Origin of the sequence: Secundilactobacillus folii, assembly GCF_009720675.1 — a bacterium.
Classification (GTDB): domain Bacteria; phylum Bacillota; class Bacilli; order Lactobacillales; family Lactobacillaceae; genus Secundilactobacillus; species Secundilactobacillus folii.
The window spans coordinates 1-20,536 of sequence record NZ_WNJO01000002.1; the positions used below are offsets into that span (position 1 = coordinate 1).

Annotated in this window: 13 protein-coding genes; 4 read left to right on the forward strand and 9 right to left on the reverse strand. The window is 45.0% G+C overall.

Annotated features, from left to right (window positions below):
* Positions 1-258 precede the first annotated feature (258 nt).
* Complete coding sequence (locus GM612_RS01700) at positions 259-762, reverse strand: hypothetical protein (protein ID WP_155430664.1); 504 nt, start codon at positions 760-762, stop codon at positions 259-261.
* Positions 763-915: 153 nt separating this feature from the next.
* Here GM612_RS01700 and GM612_RS01705 point away from each other — a divergent pair, with 153 nt between their 5' ends.
* Positions 916-2,091, forward strand: coding sequence for an acetyl-CoA C-acyltransferase (locus GM612_RS01705; RefSeq protein ID WP_155430665.1), 1,176 nt, complete (start codon positions 916-918; stop codon positions 2,089-2,091).
* A 179-nt stretch (positions 2,092-2,270) separates the two neighbouring features.
* Here GM612_RS01705 and sfsA read toward each other — a convergent pair whose 3' ends face one another.
* Positions 2,271-3,008, reverse strand: a complete 738-nt coding sequence (sfsA, locus tag GM612_RS01710) for a DNA/RNA nuclease SfsA (protein WP_155430666.1) — start codon at positions 3,006-3,008, stop codon at positions 2,271-2,273.
* A 104-nt stretch (positions 3,009-3,112) separates the two neighbouring features.
* Here sfsA and GM612_RS01715 point away from each other — a divergent pair, with 104 nt between their 5' ends.
* Together GM612_RS01715 and GM612_RS01720 are read left to right on the forward strand one after the other, a co-directional pair.
* Positions 3,113-3,637, forward strand: coding sequence for a GNAT family N-acetyltransferase (locus GM612_RS01715; protein ID WP_155430667.1), 525 nt, complete (start codon positions 3,113-3,115; stop codon positions 3,635-3,637).
* Positions 3,638-3,656: 19 nt separating this feature from the next.
* Positions 3,657-3,845 carry a hypothetical protein gene (locus GM612_RS01720; protein WP_155430668.1) on the forward strand — a complete coding sequence of 63 codons (189 nt, stop codon included), beginning with the start codon at positions 3,657-3,659 and terminating at the stop codon, positions 3,843-3,845.
* A 292-nt stretch (positions 3,846-4,137) separates the two neighbouring features.
* Here GM612_RS01720 and GM612_RS01725 read toward each other — a convergent pair whose 3' ends face one another.
* The 6 genes from GM612_RS01725 to proB form a co-directional block, all read right to left on the reverse strand.
* Positions 4,138-7,209 carry a YfhO family protein gene (locus GM612_RS01725; protein ID WP_155430669.1) on the reverse strand — a complete coding sequence of 1,024 codons (3,072 nt, stop codon included), beginning with the start codon at positions 7,207-7,209 and terminating at the stop codon, positions 4,138-4,140.
* Between the two features lie 330 nt (positions 7,210-7,539).
* Positions 7,540-11,232, reverse strand: coding sequence for a helicase-exonuclease AddAB subunit AddA (addA, locus tag GM612_RS01730; RefSeq protein WP_343031750.1), 3,693 nt, complete (start codon positions 11,230-11,232; stop codon positions 7,540-7,542).
* Positions 11,219-14,785, reverse strand: coding sequence for a PD-(D/E)XK nuclease family protein (locus tag GM612_RS01735; protein WP_155430671.1), 3,567 nt, complete (start codon positions 14,783-14,785; stop codon positions 11,219-11,221). Before GM612_RS01735 ends, addA begins: the two co-directional genes overlap by 14 nt.
* Positions 14,786-15,071: 286 nt before the next feature.
* Complete coding sequence (locus GM612_RS01740; protein ID WP_343031752.1) at positions 15,072-15,416, reverse strand: hypothetical protein; 345 nt, start codon at positions 15,414-15,416, stop codon at positions 15,072-15,074.
* 93 nt (positions 15,417-15,509) lie between these two features.
* Positions 15,510-16,772 carry a glutamate-5-semialdehyde dehydrogenase gene (locus tag GM612_RS01745; protein WP_155430672.1) on the reverse strand — a complete coding sequence of 421 codons (1,263 nt, stop codon included), beginning with the start codon at positions 16,770-16,772 and terminating at the stop codon, positions 15,510-15,512.
* The gene (gene proB / locus GM612_RS01750) at positions 16,765-17,601 is read right to left on the reverse strand and encodes a glutamate 5-kinase (RefSeq protein WP_155430914.1); all 837 of its coding nucleotides are present in this window, start codon (positions 17,599-17,601) and stop codon (positions 16,765-16,767) included. The genes GM612_RS01745 and proB overlap by 8 nt, the downstream gene beginning before the upstream one ends.
* 567 nt (positions 17,602-18,168) lie before the next feature.
* On the opposite strand from proB, the gene brnQ reads away from it, so the two are divergent.
* Positions 18,169-19,539, forward strand: a complete 1,371-nt coding sequence (gene brnQ / locus GM612_RS01755) for a branched-chain amino acid transport system II carrier protein (protein ID WP_155430673.1) — start codon at positions 18,169-18,171, stop codon at positions 19,537-19,539.
* Between the two features lie 332 nt (positions 19,540-19,871).
* On the opposite strand, the gene GM612_RS01760 is transcribed toward brnQ, so the two are convergent.
* Positions 19,872-20,447 carry an NAD(P)H-binding protein gene (locus GM612_RS01760; protein ID WP_155430674.1) on the reverse strand — a complete coding sequence of 192 codons (576 nt, stop codon included), beginning with the start codon at positions 20,445-20,447 and terminating at the stop codon, positions 19,872-19,874.
* Positions 20,448-20,536: the final 89 nt, after the last annotated feature.

Here is a 20,536-nt window from a genome sequence, read left to right on the forward strand (position 1 = left end):
GAGTTAGCTATAACTTCTTGCCAACTCTATAAGTATATCTCACTGCCCATGTCATGTCAATTAAAACTTCGAAATAATTTTCTGAGGTTTCAATATCTATCTGAAGCAGCTTATCCAATATACCGCTTTGCAAAAGGAATGTCAAACATGTATTTATAAATATTTGAAACTCATGTCCGTCGCCCTTTAGCGAAGCAACTTTAATAATATATCATCATAATAAACGTGTGTCAACGGTATTCCTCAAATTAATTCCATTTAGTGTCTAATGAATAGTTGCCGACCGTCATTGGGGTGCCGTCTCAAATATTGCTTGGTGAACCGTGCTACTGCTAATTTATCGGTTTGGTCAATCTGAGCAATTTTCATCGCCGTTAAAAGTTGACGATAAAAATCATCCGCCTTGCGATCATATAAGTTCACTAACTGATCATGATGTTGAATGACCCACTGTCGAAGTTCTTCATAACGAGCAGGGCGGACAACATTGAGTAGTAATGAGAGCGCAGTTGGAATCAAGGCAAATAATGTCGCCTTTTTCTCGTCTGCATTTAATAATTGTACGAACCGATTAATAAATAAGTCATTTAATTGAGCAGCCGTCCAATCTTCTGGCTGCATGCCGTATCCCTCCACAAGTACCTGAGCCGTGATTGTTACGATCAGTTCCACTTGCCGACGTTGATCTTCAGTTAGATTATTCATCATTGGTGTCGAATCAATTTGATCTAACCACTGGTCAAGCTGATTATCAAAGGTCATCATAATCCCTCCTCGTGGTCACAATTATATGAAAGACAAAACAATAATACAAACTCTTTACTTTCTACTAAGACCAATTCAAATCTACAGACTTATTTAGTGATATCATGTATGCTTGTTAGACGAAAACTATTAATGAAGAGGAAATTAATCATGACAGAAGTTGTTATCTTAAGCGCAGTCAGAACACCGATCGGTAAGATGGGACGCCAATTCGCTCAGCTTTCCGCCGTTGAGCTCGGGGCAATTGCTGCTAAAGCTGCTATCGCGCAGGCGCAACTTTCGCCAACACAAATCGATCAGGCAATTATTGGCAACGTGTTACAGGCTGGTTCAGGGCAAAATGTTGCCCGTCAAATTGCTCTAAATAGCGGTCTGCCCAGCACAACAACCGCAATGACCATTAACCAAGTTTGTGGTTCCGGTATTAAAGCCATTCGTTTGGCACAGTCCGCAATTGTAATGGGCGATGCGTCTATTGTACTTGCAGGCGGAACAGAGAGCATGTCAAACGTTCCCTATCTTCTTCCAGACATGCGTCGGGGAAAGGGATACGGTGAAACCAAAGTACTAGATGGCCTGGAGCATGATGGCCTCCGCGATGCATTTGGCAATGAACTGATGGGTATCACCGCCGAAAATGTCGCGCGTAAATACCATGTCAGCCGTAACGACCAGGACGCTTTTTCATATCAATCACACATGAAAGCACTAGCAGCCACCCAAAACGGACGGTTCACGGACGAAATCGTCCCGGTAACAGTCAAAGGAAAAACACCAGCCACCATCAGCACTGATGAACCAATTCGACCTGACACCTCGATGACGGCTCTTGCAAAACTTAAACCCGCATTCCAAACTAATGGCACCGTAACTGCTGGGAATGCAGCTGGCTTAAACGATGGCGCAAGTATGTTAGTTTTAATGGCTAAGGATGCCGCCGATGCAGCAGGCCTCAATTACATTGCAGTTCTAGACGGCTATAAAGAAGTTGGCATCGATCCTGCTATTATGGGCTATGCACCATACTACGCCGTGACCGATCTGCTAAAAATGCAGAGCCGCTCAATTAGTGATATCGACCGTTTCGAATTAAACGAGGCTTTTGCCGCGCAATCAGTAGCCGTTTCACGAGACTTAAAAATTCCTGCAGATCGGCTTAATGTCAACGGGGGCGCAATTGCACTGGGTCATCCGGTGGGCGCTTCAGGAGCTCGGATTTTAACCACCTTAGTTCACGAATTAGAACACGATCAGCTCAATAGTGGCATGGCCGCAATCTGTATCGGCGGTGGTATGGGCATCGCACTCTCAGTTCATCGGGGCTGATCCCTCTGCCAGAGCTAATACCACTAAATAGCACGATGTCACTGTTCGCATAATTCGTAAACAAGACAAGCAATATCAAGATAAATTAGAAGCACCATCAAAAATAAGGCTGCTAAGAGCGCCCTGGATCAGACAGGGATTTGCACTTAGAGCCTTATTGCTGTGCTTTTTGCACCTAACTACTCTTTTTCAATTGACTGAGCTTCTTGAAACGGCGCATCCAAGTCAAAAGAAACCGGTCGCCGAAGTGAAACACTCTTTGCGGTCACATTGCAGTCCAAAGCGACAACGTGAACACCCGCTGCTTTTGCGGCTTGAATAGCGGCTGCTAATTTTGGAGCACGCTGGTGATAAATAGTCATCCGCTGAGCATAGTCCATTTGAACCACGAAAAGCAGGTAAGTTATCGCACCTTCTGATACAGCGCGAATTAACTCGTGAACGTGTTTGACCGCTCGCACAGTTGGGGCGTCAGGAAAGGCGACCACGCCGTTATTTTCGAGTGTGACGCCCTTGACTTCGATCCATAGGTCCTGGCCGGTAACCGTTTCAGCCCAAAAATCAATGCGCGATTTATCGTAAACCGTTTCAGGCTTGAAGCGTTTTAATTCTGGCATGCCTGGTAAATGCAGTTGCTGAGCCTGCAAAGCTTCTTTAACGATCAAATTTGGTAACTGGCTGTCGATGTTGACCCAGTGTTTATCGTCCTTCTTTACGGCTACCAAATCATAATCCGTTTTTCGTGTTGGCTTCGGTTGATAATTCAACGCCACAGTGACACCCGGAATAAAGATCTCTCGGCCTCGGCCCGTATTCTTAACGTGCGTCGTCACCCGCTGGTCACCCAACTGACAGTAAGCAATAAACCGGTTGGGTCTTTCAATAAACGTTGCCAATTTGATGTCCTCATACTGCATTGACCACACCTCCTAGCATTTATTATGGCGCCGGAGCTTTTTAAAATGCAATGAGAAGTGTAGAATTCTATTTGAGCAAACAATTGTTTAGAAGGTGAAAAATCATGTCCGTCAGTTACTTAAGGCGCGCTGTTGAATCAGATTTACCCGCGATCAAAAGGATTATCAGCGACGCTAAAGCGTATCTTAAGGCACAAAAGATCAACCAATGGCAGGATGGCTATCCTGACGATGCCATTTTAAAGCAAGATATCGAAGATGGAATTACTTACGTCCTCATCATTGATAACCAGCTTGCTGGTACTGCTGCTCTTCATCAGGGAATCGATATCGACTATCTGAAAATCGATGACGGCAGTTGGAAAAATGGAATCGACGCGCATTACACCGCCATCCATAGAATTGCTCTTGCCGGTAATTTCCGGGGAAAACATCTTTCGGAAAAACTCATGAGTGGTCTCATTACGATCTCCAGCCTCTTAGGTTTTAAAGATATCCGAATCGATACCCATCCAGAGAATGTGGGCATGCAGCGCGTTATTACAAGTAACGGTTTTGAAAAACGCGGGAAAGTGTACATGCATAGCAGCAACGACCTGCGTATCGCCTATCAACTGTTGATTGATTAATCAAAGGGGTGAAAGTCTTATGACCAATCCGGATATAGCCGTCCAAATTAAATTAGCGATCCTCTTTGCAGTGGGTCTCATCGCTGTACTAACTATGATTACTTTCAATATTCGTCAGGATCACCGAGTCGCTTTAACTTCGACTTTACCACTCATCGTCGTTGCGGCTTTCATGCTGATGGTTTTAATCTTTCTGGCGTTACTGTAAAGGGCAGGTAAACAAACGATTTTCAAATCAACCAGATTAGAATCAAAAGAGGCTGGGCCAGAAGTCAAAATTGGTAAGTATCGAACTGATTTCTTAACCCAGAGATAGTTCATATTGTTATTTAATCTCAACTCTAACCGTACATCAAAACACAGGTTCCGGCCACGTAACCCAAGAGCACCGCAGATTCCAAAAACCAGGAATCTACGGTGCTCTTTACTGATATTCTGGGATCTAACCGAGTTTTGCCCCACTCTGTTAGTCCTATTACAAACTAAATTCACTCAGAAACTTACTTTCTTTGCTTTCGAATCACAGCCAAACCAAGCGTTATCAATAATCCAATGAGAAAAGCGGTAATCCCGATAGCTGACACGAGGCGTCCAACCTTCAAACCAGGAGTCTGATAGGTCAACCTAATTTGATGGTTCCCTGCCGGAATCTTAGCACCGACAAAACCAACGTTAACTTTTTGAGTTGCTGTTGGTTTGCCATCAACTGTTAGCTGCCACCCCTTTGAATAGGGAATTGAAGTTGTCAAAACGCTGGCTTGCCGATTATTGCTTGTGCCAGTAACTTGGTCATTAGTCACTTTCAGTTGACCCAGACTCTGTTTTTGCAACCGAGCCGTTTTTTGTTTATAGGACTGTCCAAATGGTACTGCAATGATCCGAACGTGTTTGAAACTGATCTGATTTGCCCGGTAAAATGCCAGATGAATATGAGTTCGAGCTTTCGTTGAATACCCAAGATTTAGTAACGCTGAACCCTTCTTTTCATAATCTGACATATTATTAATTCCAAGTTGTTGCACAGATGCTCTCTTGTTCATTGTGCGAACAAGGATCGCATACGACTTAAAGTAGCCGTGATTCAAATAATAGCGCCAGTAACGTAACTTTTGGCCCTTTGAAAACGGCACGTTAGCCAGCATTGCTCGCCGAGCGCGATAGGATAAGCGGGTCTTTGTCGACGGGAAGCGCGTCTTGATGCCATCAAATTCAATGTAAAGCTCGCTATTTTGATATGCCGACGGATTCTTCAAGGTAATCGTGTAATAGGCATTCTGTCCCAAATCATCACTGGTCATTTCTTTTAAACCATGCTGATTTTTAGCATTATTAGCCGCCACGATCGACCGGTTTTCTTCCAGTAACCGTACGATCGAATTCGACGGGTGCTGAAGTTGGGCATAATCACGATACTGTGCATCTTTCACGGGACTCATCACGTTTGAAAACGTCGGGTTCCTAACCAAGGAAGCAGTCGTGTTATGTGTCAGACGATAGACGCCTGCCTGCCCAAGCGTCGTGATTGGCAAGGATCGCATTTGGACAGTGTATGGTACCGTTTTAGCTGTTGTAGCAGCCTTAACGGTCTTAACACCACTTGCCTTTTGACTCGTTAGCGCACCGTCCAAGAGTGCCTGTTCCTTATTTGGCGCTGATAATTTATGATAAGCAGAATTATTCAATTGTGCGGTTTGTGTATAGGCTAACGGCAGCGCATACGGATTTCGATAAATGACGGTACCGGAGTTATTATCCAAACCATAAACCAGTTTATTGTGGAATAAGAGTACCTTACCACGCCGACTTTTGACGATTTTAAAGCCGTACGGAATCTTCGACTGACCAACTTCGTCAGCGCGGGCAAACAGGTATTTAACGTTTAGTAAAGAACTCATTGTGGTCCGATTATCCACGTTTCGAGTCGGATTATTCATCGTGTTTTCACTGTTTCTTAACGTCTGGTTGAACTTGTTAACCGTGCCACTTTGAACTGAAAAGTATGAACTGATTGAATGCATATTTAGCAGCATTGGAATGTTATTACCAGCACTTCCCATTGAATAATAATCCGTCGTGGTCGCCGTTCTGTAAAACGAACGATCATGCTTCGCTAAATAGCGGTTAGCGTAGTCATAAAATGCTGACGTCCAGTGGGTAGCAACACCCCGGCTTAATTCTGAATTTGCTGATGGACTATAGTCTGTGCTGTAAAAGCTGATGCCTGCACTAGCAGTATTGACGATCACCATTGCCAGTAGAGCGTACTTCATTCGGGCACCTTTAAGGCCGCCAAGAATACCATAGCCCACCACAACTAATGTCATGAGATAAATGCCATACATAATTAAATGGTGCGTAGATAAGTCAAAGCTGAAGCCGTTGCCGAGCCAGACTAAGGCCAATAAAATCACGGTGCCCCAAACAAACCATTTGAAATCGGCTAGATCAAGCTCTTGAAGATGATCAATAAATAAACCGGAAACCAGGGCAAACAGCAACTGTGTCAACATGACCCAACGGTTGGAAGGCGTGCTCATCACGTTCATGATGGCAGCAAATTGCGGTAATAAAAGTGCCACAGCAATTAGCAAAAACGTGATATTGATCATCAAGTAACGCTTAAAGTGCCGTAACGACCAAATCATCGCAATCAGTGATAAGCCGGCTGTTCCCATGACGACCCAATAATACATTTGACCATTAGAATTCAAAATAGCGTTTGGCAGCTTCATATAATAAATTGGCGGGTAAAATTTTAACCCGTTAGCAAAGTTCGAGCTGCCAGAACGTGATGAATTCAGCATCGATAAAATATTTGGCAACAGTACCATGGCCGCAATCATGAGTGCCATGACCACTGTGGCTACAAAATAGCCAAGGGAACGTGGCAGTGACCGCACCAGTTCGCCCTTTCGTTTTAAATCGATGTAGCGAATAATGGCAAATGCCAATGAGCCAAGTCCTAATAAATAAGCAAAATAGACGTTACTGATCAAGGCAATTGCTGTAATTGCAACTAGCCAAAGGAACGACTGCCCATGATAGATCTTATCGATAGCCACGCAAAGCAGTGGGAAGAAAATCATCGGCAGCAAGAAAAATGGGTGATGAAAACTGACATAAAAAGAATAACTGCAAAACGTATAGATCAACGAACTAATTAAGCTGCCGCTACGCTTCAAATGCATTTGACGGGCAAATACTAAAAATGCCAAACCAACAAAGTACAAACGTAAAATCGTGAGCAGCTGGAAACCAAGTTCAATTTTGCCAGCTGGAAAGAGGGCAATTAAATAACTGAAAGGATCACCAACCACGTAGTAAGCAAAGGTCGTCATTTGATCGGCACCTAGCCCTAAGTTCCATGACCAACCGAATAACGACTGGTGAGCTGTCCCACGTAAGATGCGATAGAACTCCTCCAGAATCGGATAGTGCTGTGCGATGCCATCAACGCTCCAGATATTAGTTTGGCCATTTAATCGCAACACACCAAACGAACATACTACAACGAACACGAAAGCAATAGAATAAACGACCCACACCGGGATTTTCTCATAAACTTTTCTCAAAACAAGCTCGCTCCAATTTCAAAAATTAACTGTCTATATTATGCCATGATTTCAACTTTGATAACAAACCTTACGGCAAGTTTGACCTACGCACTAATTTCTTCTTGAACAAATGAAGTCTCAACTCGTCACTGCAACTGACTGATATCCAAACCCTAAATTAGCGGTAGCTCGACAAAGAGCCACCCATAGCGTGATAAATAATTTCACTATTCCGTAATCGGCCTAACAATCTTAAGAAAGATTAAGATTTTCTCAAGATCCAGACAGATTGCAGAGAAATGGCCACTTGCCCTTGGATCGGCCCAAAGTCGGGGGTCGTTCATCCCATTAAATTTGAACTAACTGATCTGCCGAAAGCAGATAAAGATACTTCTCAAAAACGGATTGATGAAGCATTTTCTCAAGTGCTAATGCATACAATCGTAATTGTCCTTCATAACGATGCTTAATTTTTGACACTGCGTCAGAACGTTTTGAAACGTAATCAGTCTTGTAATCAAATAATATAATGCCTTCCTGGGTGACAAAATAGCCGTCAATGATTCCGTGAATTAAAATCTTAGCAGTCTTATCGGTCACTTCGCTGAACACATCGTGAGCTGGCAACAGTAGTGAAAACGGCGTCTCACGTTTTAAACTATCCTGATGTTGAAGAATCGTTTGTCCAAATTCACTCTTAAAGAAATTCACAATTTGTGGCTGATTGATCCGTGCCGCCACCGCTTCTGGCATCACCTTTTGGGTCACAAGCCGATCAATTACATGCTGCACCGCAACGAGATCTACTGGCTGAGATACATCCAGTTCCTGCAACACTAAGTGGGTTGCCGTCCCAATTTCTGCAGAGGTTGGTGCTGTCACAGTTTGCATGAAGGCTGGCTGACCTAATTCGTGCGTCACAAACCGGTTGCCCGCTTGAGTATTTTGCCAATCCGGCTGATAATCACCTAGCTGCTTAATATCCGGGTCTTCAAATAACCGCTTAATTTCAGAAACTGATTGATAAGCAGTGGTCATTGTTTCTGGCAGATGCTGGTATTTGAAATTCATGAGTTGGTTGATCTGATCGATGTTAACCTCTGAATAATCCGTCACCTGTGCTTGAGCTTTAAGGCCTACTAACCACTTTTCACCAGTCTCAGGTTTCATTCGTGGCCCCATGTTCAACAAATCATCCGCTGAATAGAAATGAATATCGAACTGGGTCTGATCATCTTTGAGCGCCGGCAAAACTTTCCCCTCCGGATTGAGTTTGAAGTTCGGATGACGCATCAAAGCCATCCCGATCCACTTCAAGAAGGTCGGTGATTTTTCACGTAAATTGGCGTTCAACACCAACGTTTCGTCATGGTTGGCCGCTGCCCAACTCTTAATAAGACTTTCTTGACCGTCACACTGTCCCACAATGTATAGCTGCTGCTCAGCACGTGTGAGCGCAACGTACAGTTTACGCATTTCCTCGGCCAAAGCCTCCTTACGCGTGGCTGCTTGAATCACTAATTTAGGTAAGGTTGGCGCCGTCACTCTGGTTTGTGGGTCAAAGTAGTCAATACCGATGCCCAGTTGATTATTCAAAACTGCTGCATCCGTGAGTTCTCGCATGTTGAACTGTTTAGAGGCATTCAGCAGAAAAACTACTGGGAATTCCAGTCCCTTACTACCGTGGATCGTCATGACCTGAACGGCATTTTCAGTCGCCCGAGTTTTGGCCTCAGCTAAATCATGCTCATTTCGCTGCATCCGTTCAATAAACCGAACGAACTGGAAAAGTCCTTTGAAGCCGTTTTGTTCGTAGTCGGACGCCCGCTCATACAACGCGTGCAAGTTAGCCTGTCGCTGTGGGCCCGCCGGCATACCCGCAACGTAGTCCAGAAAGCCCGTCACCTGATAGATCTGCCAGATCAGTGTCGCTAACTGTTTTTGACGTGCAGTCGTTTGAAACTGCCGCAGCTGAGTTAAGAAGCGCTGTACTTTGGGATAGAGATCATCTGCGTAATGATCGCCGGCATAATCGGTTTGGTATTGTTGGTCAAAGTGCAGTAATGCGGTGTAGTAATCATCGGTTTTATCCGTCACTCGTAGGTAGGCTAATTCATTTTCATTTAATCCAACGATTGGTGACCGTAAGACCGCGGCCAACGGAATATCCTGATAGGGATTATCAATGATCTGTAGTAACGACATCATGATTTGAACTTCAGTGGTCTTAAAGTAACTCTGCGCATCATTAATTTGAACCGGAATATCAGCTCGGCCAAATTGATCTTGGATCTCTAAATTACTGTTCCTAGTCGAAGACAGAATAGCAATATCTTGAAACCTCAAGCGGCGTAACTTTTGTTCTGAACGGTCCCAAATTTCAGTATTTTGAGCCAACAATTCGCGGATTTTCTGGGCAATCAATGTCACTTGTCCCTCATCGCCATCAGGAACGTCTTTGCCTGTTTGCTCACTTTCAACGCCAGTATCATAAATCATAAGTGAAGCCACGTTAGGCAACGTTTGAGGATAATTTGCACCATAAACTAATTTAGCAGGTCCTTCATACTTAATCTGACCCAACTGCTCATCCATGATTTGTGTGAAAATCAGATTGGTGAAATCATCTACGTTTTCCATCGACCGGAAATTCTCCGCCAGGGTGATTTCTTTGCCAGCGTGCGGATCAGCCTGGTAGTGATTGAATTTATCAATAAACAGTTTGGGTTCGGCCAACCTAAATCGGTAGATTGATTGTTTAATATCACCCACCATAAACAAATTACCAGGATCATCGTGCGCCAGAGTAGTGACGATGGCTTCCTGTAATTCATTAGTATCCTGATATTCATCCACCATGATCTCGTGGTAGTCCTTTGACAACTGCTGCCGAACCGCAACCGCTTCATCAGAAGTCGCCTGAAGAATGTCCAAAGCGAAGTGTTCAATATCGCTGAATTCCCAAACGTGTCGGCGACGCTTCTCGGCATCATACGCCCGCGCAAAAGTTTTCACGACCTTGGTCAGTTCCACCACAATGTCGTGACTATTCACAATGGCTGTGACCGTTTCATCTTCAGGTAGAGGCATTAGTTTAGCCGCTTGTACTAACGCGTCTTTAGCGTTATCACGATGACTGACATACCGGTCTTTAATCAGTTGATAATCATCGTACTCTGCAGCCTTTTTAGTAATGCTTGGTAAGCGACCCCATGGAAATTCATTGAGGCCTGCCCGGAGACCGTCCCAATTAAGTTCATCCATATGAAACTCAGATAAAGTCGTTAAAAGGTCATTAACATAGCTAACGGCCTTGTCGATCTGTTGTTTTGCAGCAAGTTCACGTGCCTGTTGCAATTCAGTTTGGGCAATATTCAGTTGCTGCTGAATCAGTGGCAAAACCTGTTTTTGCACCAGCTCACTGGCCATTAGCGAGCCCTTGACTTCGTAGTTTTCAGCTAGGGTATCCAACCAGCTCGCCGGGTCAGGCTTAGCGCTCATGAACTGAAACACTTGCAGCACTTTATCCGTCAAGCCGTCGTCACTGCGATCGTTAGAAAAATTAATGGCTAGCCGCTTAAAAGCACCGTCTGCATCGTTAGCATACAGTTGTTCGCGAACGTCATTCCAAACCGCATCCTTTAACAGGTCACTTTCTGATTGGTCACCAAGAATCCGAAAAACTGGATCCAGATCGATCAAATAGTAATAACGCGCAACAATTCGCTGACAAAAAGCGTCCAACGTACTGATATCTGCTACTGGTAAAACTGCCAGCTGTCGAGATAAGTAACGTTGTTCACTGTCATTAGCCTCACTGATCCGCTGTCGCAAAGCCTTCTCGATCCGCTCCTTCATTTCAGCAGCAGCCGCGCGGGTGAACGTCACGATCAGTAAATTTTCGAGACTTTCGTGTGCCACCACCATATTGATCACGCGGTCGACTAGCACTCGCGTTTTACCAGACCCAGCTGAGGCGGAGACCAGTAAATTCGTCTGATGAGTATCTAATACTTGTTGTTGACTCTTAGTGTATTTCACGACGTTTGACCTCCGCTTCAATTTGTTTCAAGATATTATTCTTACCTAATGGCGCCGTTTGGAGACGATAATTATTTTCCGGCAGCATCGGATCAAATTGCATGATGGCAGTGAACGGCGAATTGGTCATGGCTGTGGAATTCCCGCTCAGAGGTTTGTAAGGGTTCAAGGCCACCTGACCATCAAAAATCGCGTTGCCTGCGTCAACAATTTTCATTTCGGTGTAGTGAAGTAAATTATCCAGCTGTTCCATCGTGATGATCGAACTTTTCGCCGTGGTCGACCCATCTTTTTTTAACGCGAACGGAAACACTTTAGCAGCGTGACTGGGCTTAAGCTCTGGCTCTAAAGCGTGGATCAGATCCGTGTCGGCCACCAGAATTCCTTCGTATCGTTCCTTAGCCAATAACGCACTTGAGACGTCTGATTTCACGTCGGTGGGCTTTAAGCGCGGGTTTTGTAAATGCATATAAAGGGCCCCAGCCAACTGTGCTTCCTGTTCATCTGTGATCAGGGGCATATTTTGACGGACAACATCGAGATAGGTCATCATCTGCATGGCGATCCCCTCGTAAATTTCGTTAAACTTGACCGTTCGTTCACTCGACTTATAGTCTACAATGCCAACATATTCGTTATTAGGCAGCTTCAAAGTATCGATTCGATCAATCTTGCCTCTAACCCGAATATGCTTATTATTTTTCAAATCAAACGTCAATGGCGGTAGACCATTCTCATTATTCATGTGACCAAACATGACTTCCGTTTGCCGAGCTCTCATCGGCGTGTAGCGGCTCTGTTTCTGGAACGTTGCCGCCATTTGACGAACGACGCCGATCAACTGGCCCTTAATGAATTGCATCCGTTCACTGCTGTTTAAAATCGCATACTGAAGGTTATTTGAATCGTTAAGAATTTGTGAAGTAATTTCACCAATTAATTCATTAAGCTGCTGGTCGTCCAGTTTTGCCAGATCAATGTGCTCGCCATTGACCCGTTTCATCAGTAGATCCATCGCCGCATGGAAGAATTCGCCGGTATTAGCGGGTGAAAGTTCAAATTCGTCGCGTTCCCGCAGTTTCAACCCGTATTTTAAAAAGTAAGCGTACTGGTTCCGATAAAATTCCTCCAGCTTAGAGATCGAACTATTGATCGTGGTGTTATATAAACCGGTAACGATTTCCGCATCCAGTTGAACCGGCTCGTTTCGGTAGGAAATACTACCTAGTAGCTTTTCGGTTAACGGCTGAATGTCACCGTGGTTCAATACCTGGTAAACGTACTGCCATGAAGGACTCAAGTGGACGTTTCGTTCCCGGCTGTCATTACTTACCTGAATTAAATGGCGCAGCGTAGCCCGCTTAGCACCCAAATAGGGCGTTAAGTCCTGCTGATCAGCTCGGGGAGCTGCCGTATGTGTCTCAATCGGTAAATTAAAGTGTTTCTGGATGCGGTTTAAATATGGGCTGATTTGGTTTTGGGTATCATCACCCGCGTTGATTGGATAACTGAAGATCAAACGTTGACTGGGGGTCATAAAAGCCAAGTAGTTGAGATATGGTTCACCCTGCAGTGTCACGATGCCACCATCATTCAAATATTCGCCATCCGGTAGTGTCAGTTTATCGCGGTCCTGATCATTTAATAAATGAGTTGGTAACGTTGTATCAGGCATTGTCTTATCCGTCGCACCGATTATAAAGGTAATCTTACGGTTATTCATTTGGATAATGCCGCTCTCAGAAATTGTCACTTGATCCAAAGTTGAGGGAATCTGCGAATAATCGGCGCCCTCAAAACCGGCTTGCAGCAGCGCCAGAAAATCTTCGGATTGAAATAGTCGGTCACCCAAAATATTGACGTATTCGTCTAACAGGTCGCAAAACATTTGCCAGACCTGTTCTGGCTGACCAGCCTGAACCAAATCACCCGCAGTGATTGCATCATCGCGCCACGCCAATAACTGATCAGTGACGCCGTTATCGGTCATAAAGGTCACGAGCAGTTTTGCTGCTTCACGGCCGTTTTTCACCTGGTCTAGCCGTTTGAAAAAGGGTGCCAATGTGTCGCGGACAAACCTTCGAATACCATTGATTTGATCAGAAACTGTCTGGTCAGCGGTCGTCACAGTCCCAAGGTCATCACTGCGCAATTGTGCATAGGGCCAGTCCGCTTTTTGGGTCCATTTCGATCCTTGATAACCCATTTTGAGCACCCAATTTTCAGTTTTAAAAAGTGCGTCACGAAAATCTTCGATGGCCATAAAGTGCTCATCATCAAGTTTGGGAATCAAAAGTTCCGTTTTCAGTAAACGCATCACATCGGCGTATTGAAAATGCCGGCGCTTAATTTCAAAAATGGCGTCGATCAGCTCTACTAAGGGATGATCAGCCATTGATTGCTGAACATCACTAAAGTACGGAATCTCTTGAGCATTCATAATCGGTGCCAAAATCGTAGCGTACTGATCCAAATGACGGGTTAAAATTAAAAAATCGTGATAACGATAGCCCTTTTCGGCGACCAATTGCCGAATCGTAGCTGCCACCCGAGCAACCTCCGCGTAACGGTTATCAGCCTGCACGATTTGAATTCGGTTTGGCTGCTGCAAAAAAACTGTTTTGGAAGATGCTACACCAGTAGCAGATTGCTGCCAAAAGTCTTCTAATTGCTGCAGCTCTGAGGTGGTTTTCACCTCTGTCGCCCGAATATCTTTCAGGACTGGTACAGAAAGCGCGCGAGCCGTTTGATAGAGACGCATGTATGTCCGAGCCGGCTGGAAAAATAAGCTCTGCTGGTTAATGGTGTCAGGTGTAGGCGTCCCATGGTCTAAAATCAATGCGACTTTAACTTCTGCTGCTCGCTGCATCAGCGTCGTCAGCAACTGCATCTCCTGAGCAGAGAACTGAGTCTGCGAAAAACCGTCAAAATAAAAATGGGCGTGTGAGAGGTCAACGTTACTCAAGTAACCACTTAACTGATTCAACAAATCGGTATTGGCCACGTACTTATTGACCATGGCAGTTTCAAAACTATCATAGATCAGCACGAGGTCATGTAGCTTAGCGTCCAAGTCAGCACTGGTTCCAGTGAGCTTTTCAGCCACTTGCTGAAGATCAGAAACAGTGACCCGGCCGGTTTTAAGTTCCAGCAATTGACGAGTTAGCAAACTGATGAATCCCGGCCGGTCAGCTTCACCAGCAAAGAGGCGTAATTCATCTTGATGATCTAAAATGGCTTGGTACACCAGCATGTTCATCCCAGCCTGGGAGATTCGAGGTAACTGATATGCCGGTTCATTTTTCATAAAATACCATGCTAGACGGGTTAGTGAAAGGACTTGAACTGCCGATTGTGCGTAGGCGCCCTCGTCGTTTCCTGAAATGGCTGCTAACCGGGATAAAACCTGAACTTCTGACTCAAATTTAATGTGATTCGGTACTAAATAATAGTACTGATCTTCAGGGTGATCTTGATAAGTTCGCGCAAGTTCGCGCAACAAGCTTGCCTGATGATCTACACTCGCTTTACCGGTCACAAATTGTAACGTCATTGTTGTCGTTCCTTTCCACATCGCTGCTCCAAAAGCAATTTTTACACGGCAGATTACCGCACAGTTAATCACTTTAACCGTTACTCAACCACATTCGAAATTTAATAAATCCATTCTAGCATATTTGAACGTCTGTTCGGGTTGTATTTACAAACTTTACATTCTTGTTTCACGTGAAACATCTTGCGAAGCCTCCCAACCCAAGTAGGCGTTGAAGTCAAAAAAATCAGGTTTCCAGTTCAAACGCCACTGAAAGCCTGATTTCACCAAGCCTAAGGATTAGACTCTAATTCATTTCAATATGATTTTCTTTTAAAACCGCATTGGTATAGCGTTCTAAATCAGCTAATACCTCGGGATCATCATTATCGTGCGCCGCCTGACTCTCTGCGATTGCCCACCTTGCCAAATTATCTGTAATGGGCACAATATCTTGCAAAATTCGCATATCTGCCTGGTCAACGTGCGCTTTTCGAATCTCTCGAAAACTATCATAATCCGTAATTAGTCTTAAATTATCCCCGCTGTCACGTTCTGTAGATTCAAAGATTACAAAATGTGACGTTCGGTTGGCCTCATCCATTTGAGATTTAAGCAAATTCAACTGTTCAGGATTGGTCTTGATTGCCACTACACGTCACCTCTTTAATTATATTTTACCAAATTTTTATCCAGTAAACGAGGTGTCAAACAGAGATTAACGGTATTTTAAATACATTACTGCCTACTGGCGAACCTGACCATCACCATAAATAATGTACTTAGTTGATGTCAGTTCATGCAAGCCCATTGGACCGCGAGCGTGTAGCTTTTGTGTGCTAATGCCGATTTCAGCTCCGAAACCAAATTCGAAGCCGTCCGTAAAGCGGGTCGAGGCATTGATGTAGACGCAAGCGGCGTCAATCTGCTGCAGGAAGCGCTGACCGTTTTGGTAGTTATCCGTGATGATTGCCTCTGAATGCTTAGTATTATGCGCGTTAATGTGGGCGATCGCTTCGTCTTCGGAATCAACGACCTTAACTGCCATGATCAAATCGTTGTATTCCTCGTCCCAGTCTTCATCGGTCGCCTTGATCATTGTGGGAACGATTGCGCAGGCCCGTTCATCACCGCGTAACTGGACGCCTTGATCGGTCAGAGCAGCTGCAATCACCGGTAAATAATCATCCGCCACCGCACTATGGATCACTAGTTTCTCGGCTGCGTTACAGACCGATGGCCGTTGAACCTTAGCGTTAACAGTAATGTCAACCGCCATCTGTAATTCGGCATACTGATCCACGTAAATATGGCAGTTACCAGCGCCCGTTTCAATGACCGGAACCTTTGCGGTAGCAACGACCCGTTGAATCAAGCCACGACCGCCACGTGGAATTAGGACGTCCAAATACTTGGTGAGGGCCATCATTTCATTGGCCGTCTCATGGGAGGTATCGTGAACAAGCTGCACTGAATTTTCGTCCACACCCAGCTCTTTCAAAGCTGCTCGCAGCACATCACTGATAGCAATATTGGTCTCAATGGCTTCCTTGCCACCCCGCAGCATAACAGCGTTACCACTTTTAAAGCTTAACGCTGAAGCATCCGCCGTAACGTTCGGTCGGGCTTCAAAGATGATGCCGATCACGCCCAGCGGAACCCGCTGTTTGCCAATCATCAGACCAGCTTCGTTTTTCCACATTTTGTCAACGCTGCCGATTGGATCCGGTAACTGTGCAACCTGTCTCATCCCAGCTGCCATCTCGGCGATTCGCTGTTCAGTTAGCGTTAACCGGTCGACGAAGCTGGCTTTTAGGTCAACTGCATTTGCAAGGTCGCGTTGATTGGCTGCTAAAATGTCATCCGTATGAGTAACCAGCGCACTGGCCATCGCTTCCAACCCACTGTTGCGCTGCTGATTAGATAACTGCGCCAGTTGGGTCTCAGCCCGTTGTGCGCGCTGTCCCATCGTGTCTAACTGACTGCCATTGATCGTTTCACTAGCCATGTTGAACCGCTCCTTTCTCTTCAGGGGTAAACCAAGTCCCAATCGGTGTACCAGCTAAAATATCTAGAATAATTGCCGGGTCGGCGCCGCTAGCCAAAATCATCTGCCGATGATCTGACAGCATGATCTCAGCCGCGGTCAACTTTGTGACCATGCCACCAGTTCCGTACCGACTACCTTTGCCACCCGCAACCGCATACGTTTCATCATCGATGTGGTGAATCGTTGGAATTAGCTGCGCATCATCATGCTTCAAGGGGTTAGCATTATAAAAGCCCTCAATGTCAGACAGCATGATCAGTAGATCCGCATCCACGTGGGTGGCTACAATCGCCGAGAGCTGGTCATTATCGCCAAACTTCGTACGATGATCCATCTCGTCGACTGCAATTGAGTCATTTTCATTTACAATGGGAATAATATGTTTCGACAGTAACGTATCAAAAGTATCCATAACGTGTTGGTTGCTGGCCGGAAAATCAAACACGTCATGGGTCAGCAACAGTTGCCCGATCATCTGATTATAGTGGGCAAATCGCTGGTTAAACATCGTGATCAGTTTACTTTGGCCAATCGACGCTAGCGCCTGCTGTTCGCAGATCTCTTTCGGCCGTTCCTTCAACCGCATGGCGTTCAACCCAACACCGATCGCACCAGAAGAAACTAGGATTACTTCTCTCCCCTGGCCGCAAACCGTACTCAGGGCAAACGCCAGCTGGTCAATTGCACCCAAGTTTAGCCCACCATTCGGGTAAACTAAGGTGCTAGTCCCAACTTTAACCACTAACCGTTTGACGTCGAGTTGTCGTTTTTTAAGCTGTCCTGCCATTGCCATTCCCATCCTTCTGTACTAGCCGTTTCTCACCAAAAAACAATCTTCTTTGTAAACCATATTATTACTTATTTCACCTATTTTAGCAACTTATTTTGCTGGAGATTAGGCTTATAGCAGGAAAAATAATCTGCGGGTAAACTGCATTTTATTAAAAAAATTTAATTTTCCCCTTGACTTTTAATTTTAATCGCTTAATATAATCCACATAAACAAAGTTTCACCACACATATTTAAATATTTTTGATCAAAGACTATGCGTAGAAGAGTAGTCACTGGCAAAATTCTCAGGGAGCCTCACTTAGTGCGACGAGGTAATTGAACCAGCGATGAAAGTAATCTACAAGTCGTGACTGCGACGAATAATTCGGAGTGGTCACTGGGAATGCGCCCATTATAGCAATGAAGTATCGTTGATCGACCGCGCATCGGTTAGCCGTACTTTCTAAGTCAATCATCGTGAGGTGGTTGAAAATTAAGGTGGTAACACGTCAATAACACGTCCTTAGCTTTTCAAGCTAGGGGCGTTTTTTGTTACCCCAAAACATACAGGAGGTTTCACATATGAAAACATCACTTACAAGACGGCAATATATTATTTTAGGGTCACTGTTATTTGGTCTTTTCTTTGGTGCTGGTAATTTAATTTTCCCGATTCATTTGGGGCAACTATCCGCTGGTAACTGGGCGCCCGCTACGATCGGGTTCCTACTCACAGCCATCGTCTTGCCATTATTATCAATTCTAGCTATCAGTCTTACTCGCAGCAGCAGCGCATATGACTTAGCTCGCCCTGCCGGCAAAGGGTTCGCCCTCTTCTTCCTGATTATGATTCACGCGACCCTGGGGATTCTGGTTGCTTCGCCACGGACCGCAACAACGACTTTCACAATTGGCATTCAACCGTTCCTGCCAAAGGGTTGGGACACAATGGGTCTTTTGATCTTCTCATTCCTCTTCTTCGGCATTTCACTACTACTTTCATGGAACAAGAGTAAAATCACCGATTACGTTGGTAAATTGCTGAACCCAATTTTGTTGGCACTCCTAGCCTTCATCTTCTTCTTAGCCTTTATTATTAAGGGTGACATTCGTTCAATTTCACTCTTCCCATCGGCTTCAGGTGCTGGTAGTAACTTTGTCAACGGGTTCTTGCAAGGTTACAACACCATGGATGCTATTGCTGGTCTAGGCTTTGGTGTTACCATCATCACAGCCCTAAAACTCTTCGGTATGAATGAAACTAAGTCTCGTTCCAAAGCCGTTGCTAAAGTTGGTACTATCAGTATGGGTGTTGAAGCCATCATTTACATCTTCTTGATTGCACTCGGTGCTTCAAGTCTGAGCTACCTCAAGTTAACCTCTGAAGGCGGTTCTGCATTTTCCGGCATCATGGCCCACTACACTGGTATGGCTGGTATCGCTGTTCTAGGTGCCGTTACCTTCCTAGCCTGCATCACCTCATGCATTGGGATGATGGCCGCCCTTTCCGAAGACTGGGGCAACCGTTTCCCACGTTTAGGCTACCACTTCTTCTTGACCTTCAGTTCCATTGGTGCCTTCATCATTGCTAACTTCGGGTTGAGCCAAATCATTCTTTACTCTAGCCCACTACTAAGCTTCATTTATCCACTGGCAATGTCGCTGATCTTCTTAGGTCTCCTGCACCCGTTCTTGGGTAAGAACACGTTCATCTACAAGACCACGATCATCTTGACCTTTATTCCGTCCTGCTTAGATGCCATCCACACGTTGCCACCATTCTTCGCCAACATGGGGTTCTTCAAAGCCATCAATGCATGGGCCGGCAACTTTATCCCGCTGTTTAATCAAGGATTGGACTTCTTCCCATTCATGCTGATCGGCATTCTTGGTAGCTGGGCAATTAGTCGACTCTTTAACTTCGAGCCATCAGCTGACCTCGAACATAAATAATCGGTAATGTTCTTTAAACACACATATTCCTCCAACGCCTTCTCCTGGGCGACACATAGCTTCTTACATTACTAAAAACTGGCTAACGATTAGGTTAGTCAGTTTTTTATTGTCTATCATGTCTAGGTAGTAACTCTAACGACGCTAATGACAATATCTAAAATGGTTAGGTTACGACAACTCCAAGAAAGCCTACTTCAATGATAAGATTTTGCTGGAAAAACAAATTATTTTCATTTTCTTTTTTATGGTCATTGCTTTTTAAACGCTCGTGAAGCCTTGTAACTTGGAGCAACGCGGACTACATATTATCTGCCCCCAAAACAGTTGATTTAGCTCTTCCCCACGATTGCAATCGACTGATTCACATGCGTGCCATCCAAAATTTCCCCGGCTGCAACTTTTGCGTAAGTTTCTGGTGTCACTGGTTTAACGGCCACTGGTTGTCCTTCATTAACTAACTGGTAAGCTGTATCCCCCTTCGCACTTATTAGCGGCCGCAGCACCGTGTATGGCATCTCCGCTTCGTCCACGATCTTAATCGCGTACCGCTGTTGCTTCAAAAAACTGGCCGAATCATCAATCCCGGCATAGGTCCATTTACCGGTCAGCTCATGATCGATGCCAGCTACCGAGCGCATTACCGTCCGCACTTGCTGGCGCTGCCGCCGAAGGGCTTCAAAAACCGCTTCAAGCTTCCAGTCAACGTCCATGCCAGTAAAATCAGAGTAGATCACATCAACGTCTTTGACCGCTTCCTCATAGGTAGCGGCTTTTCGCGCATCACCTTGGTACTGTGCAGCGCTATTTCCATCTTCAGAAAAGCCGATCACTTCAATACCTTTTAAACGTGCGGCAATGAGTTTTGCCACCGGGTGGTCAATCCCTAATATCAAACAGCGTGTCATTTTACGCCCTCATTTCTTTAACAGCTCATCAAGTCATTTGATTATATTCTACTATATTATACTAGTTGTAACAGTCAACATCATCCGGA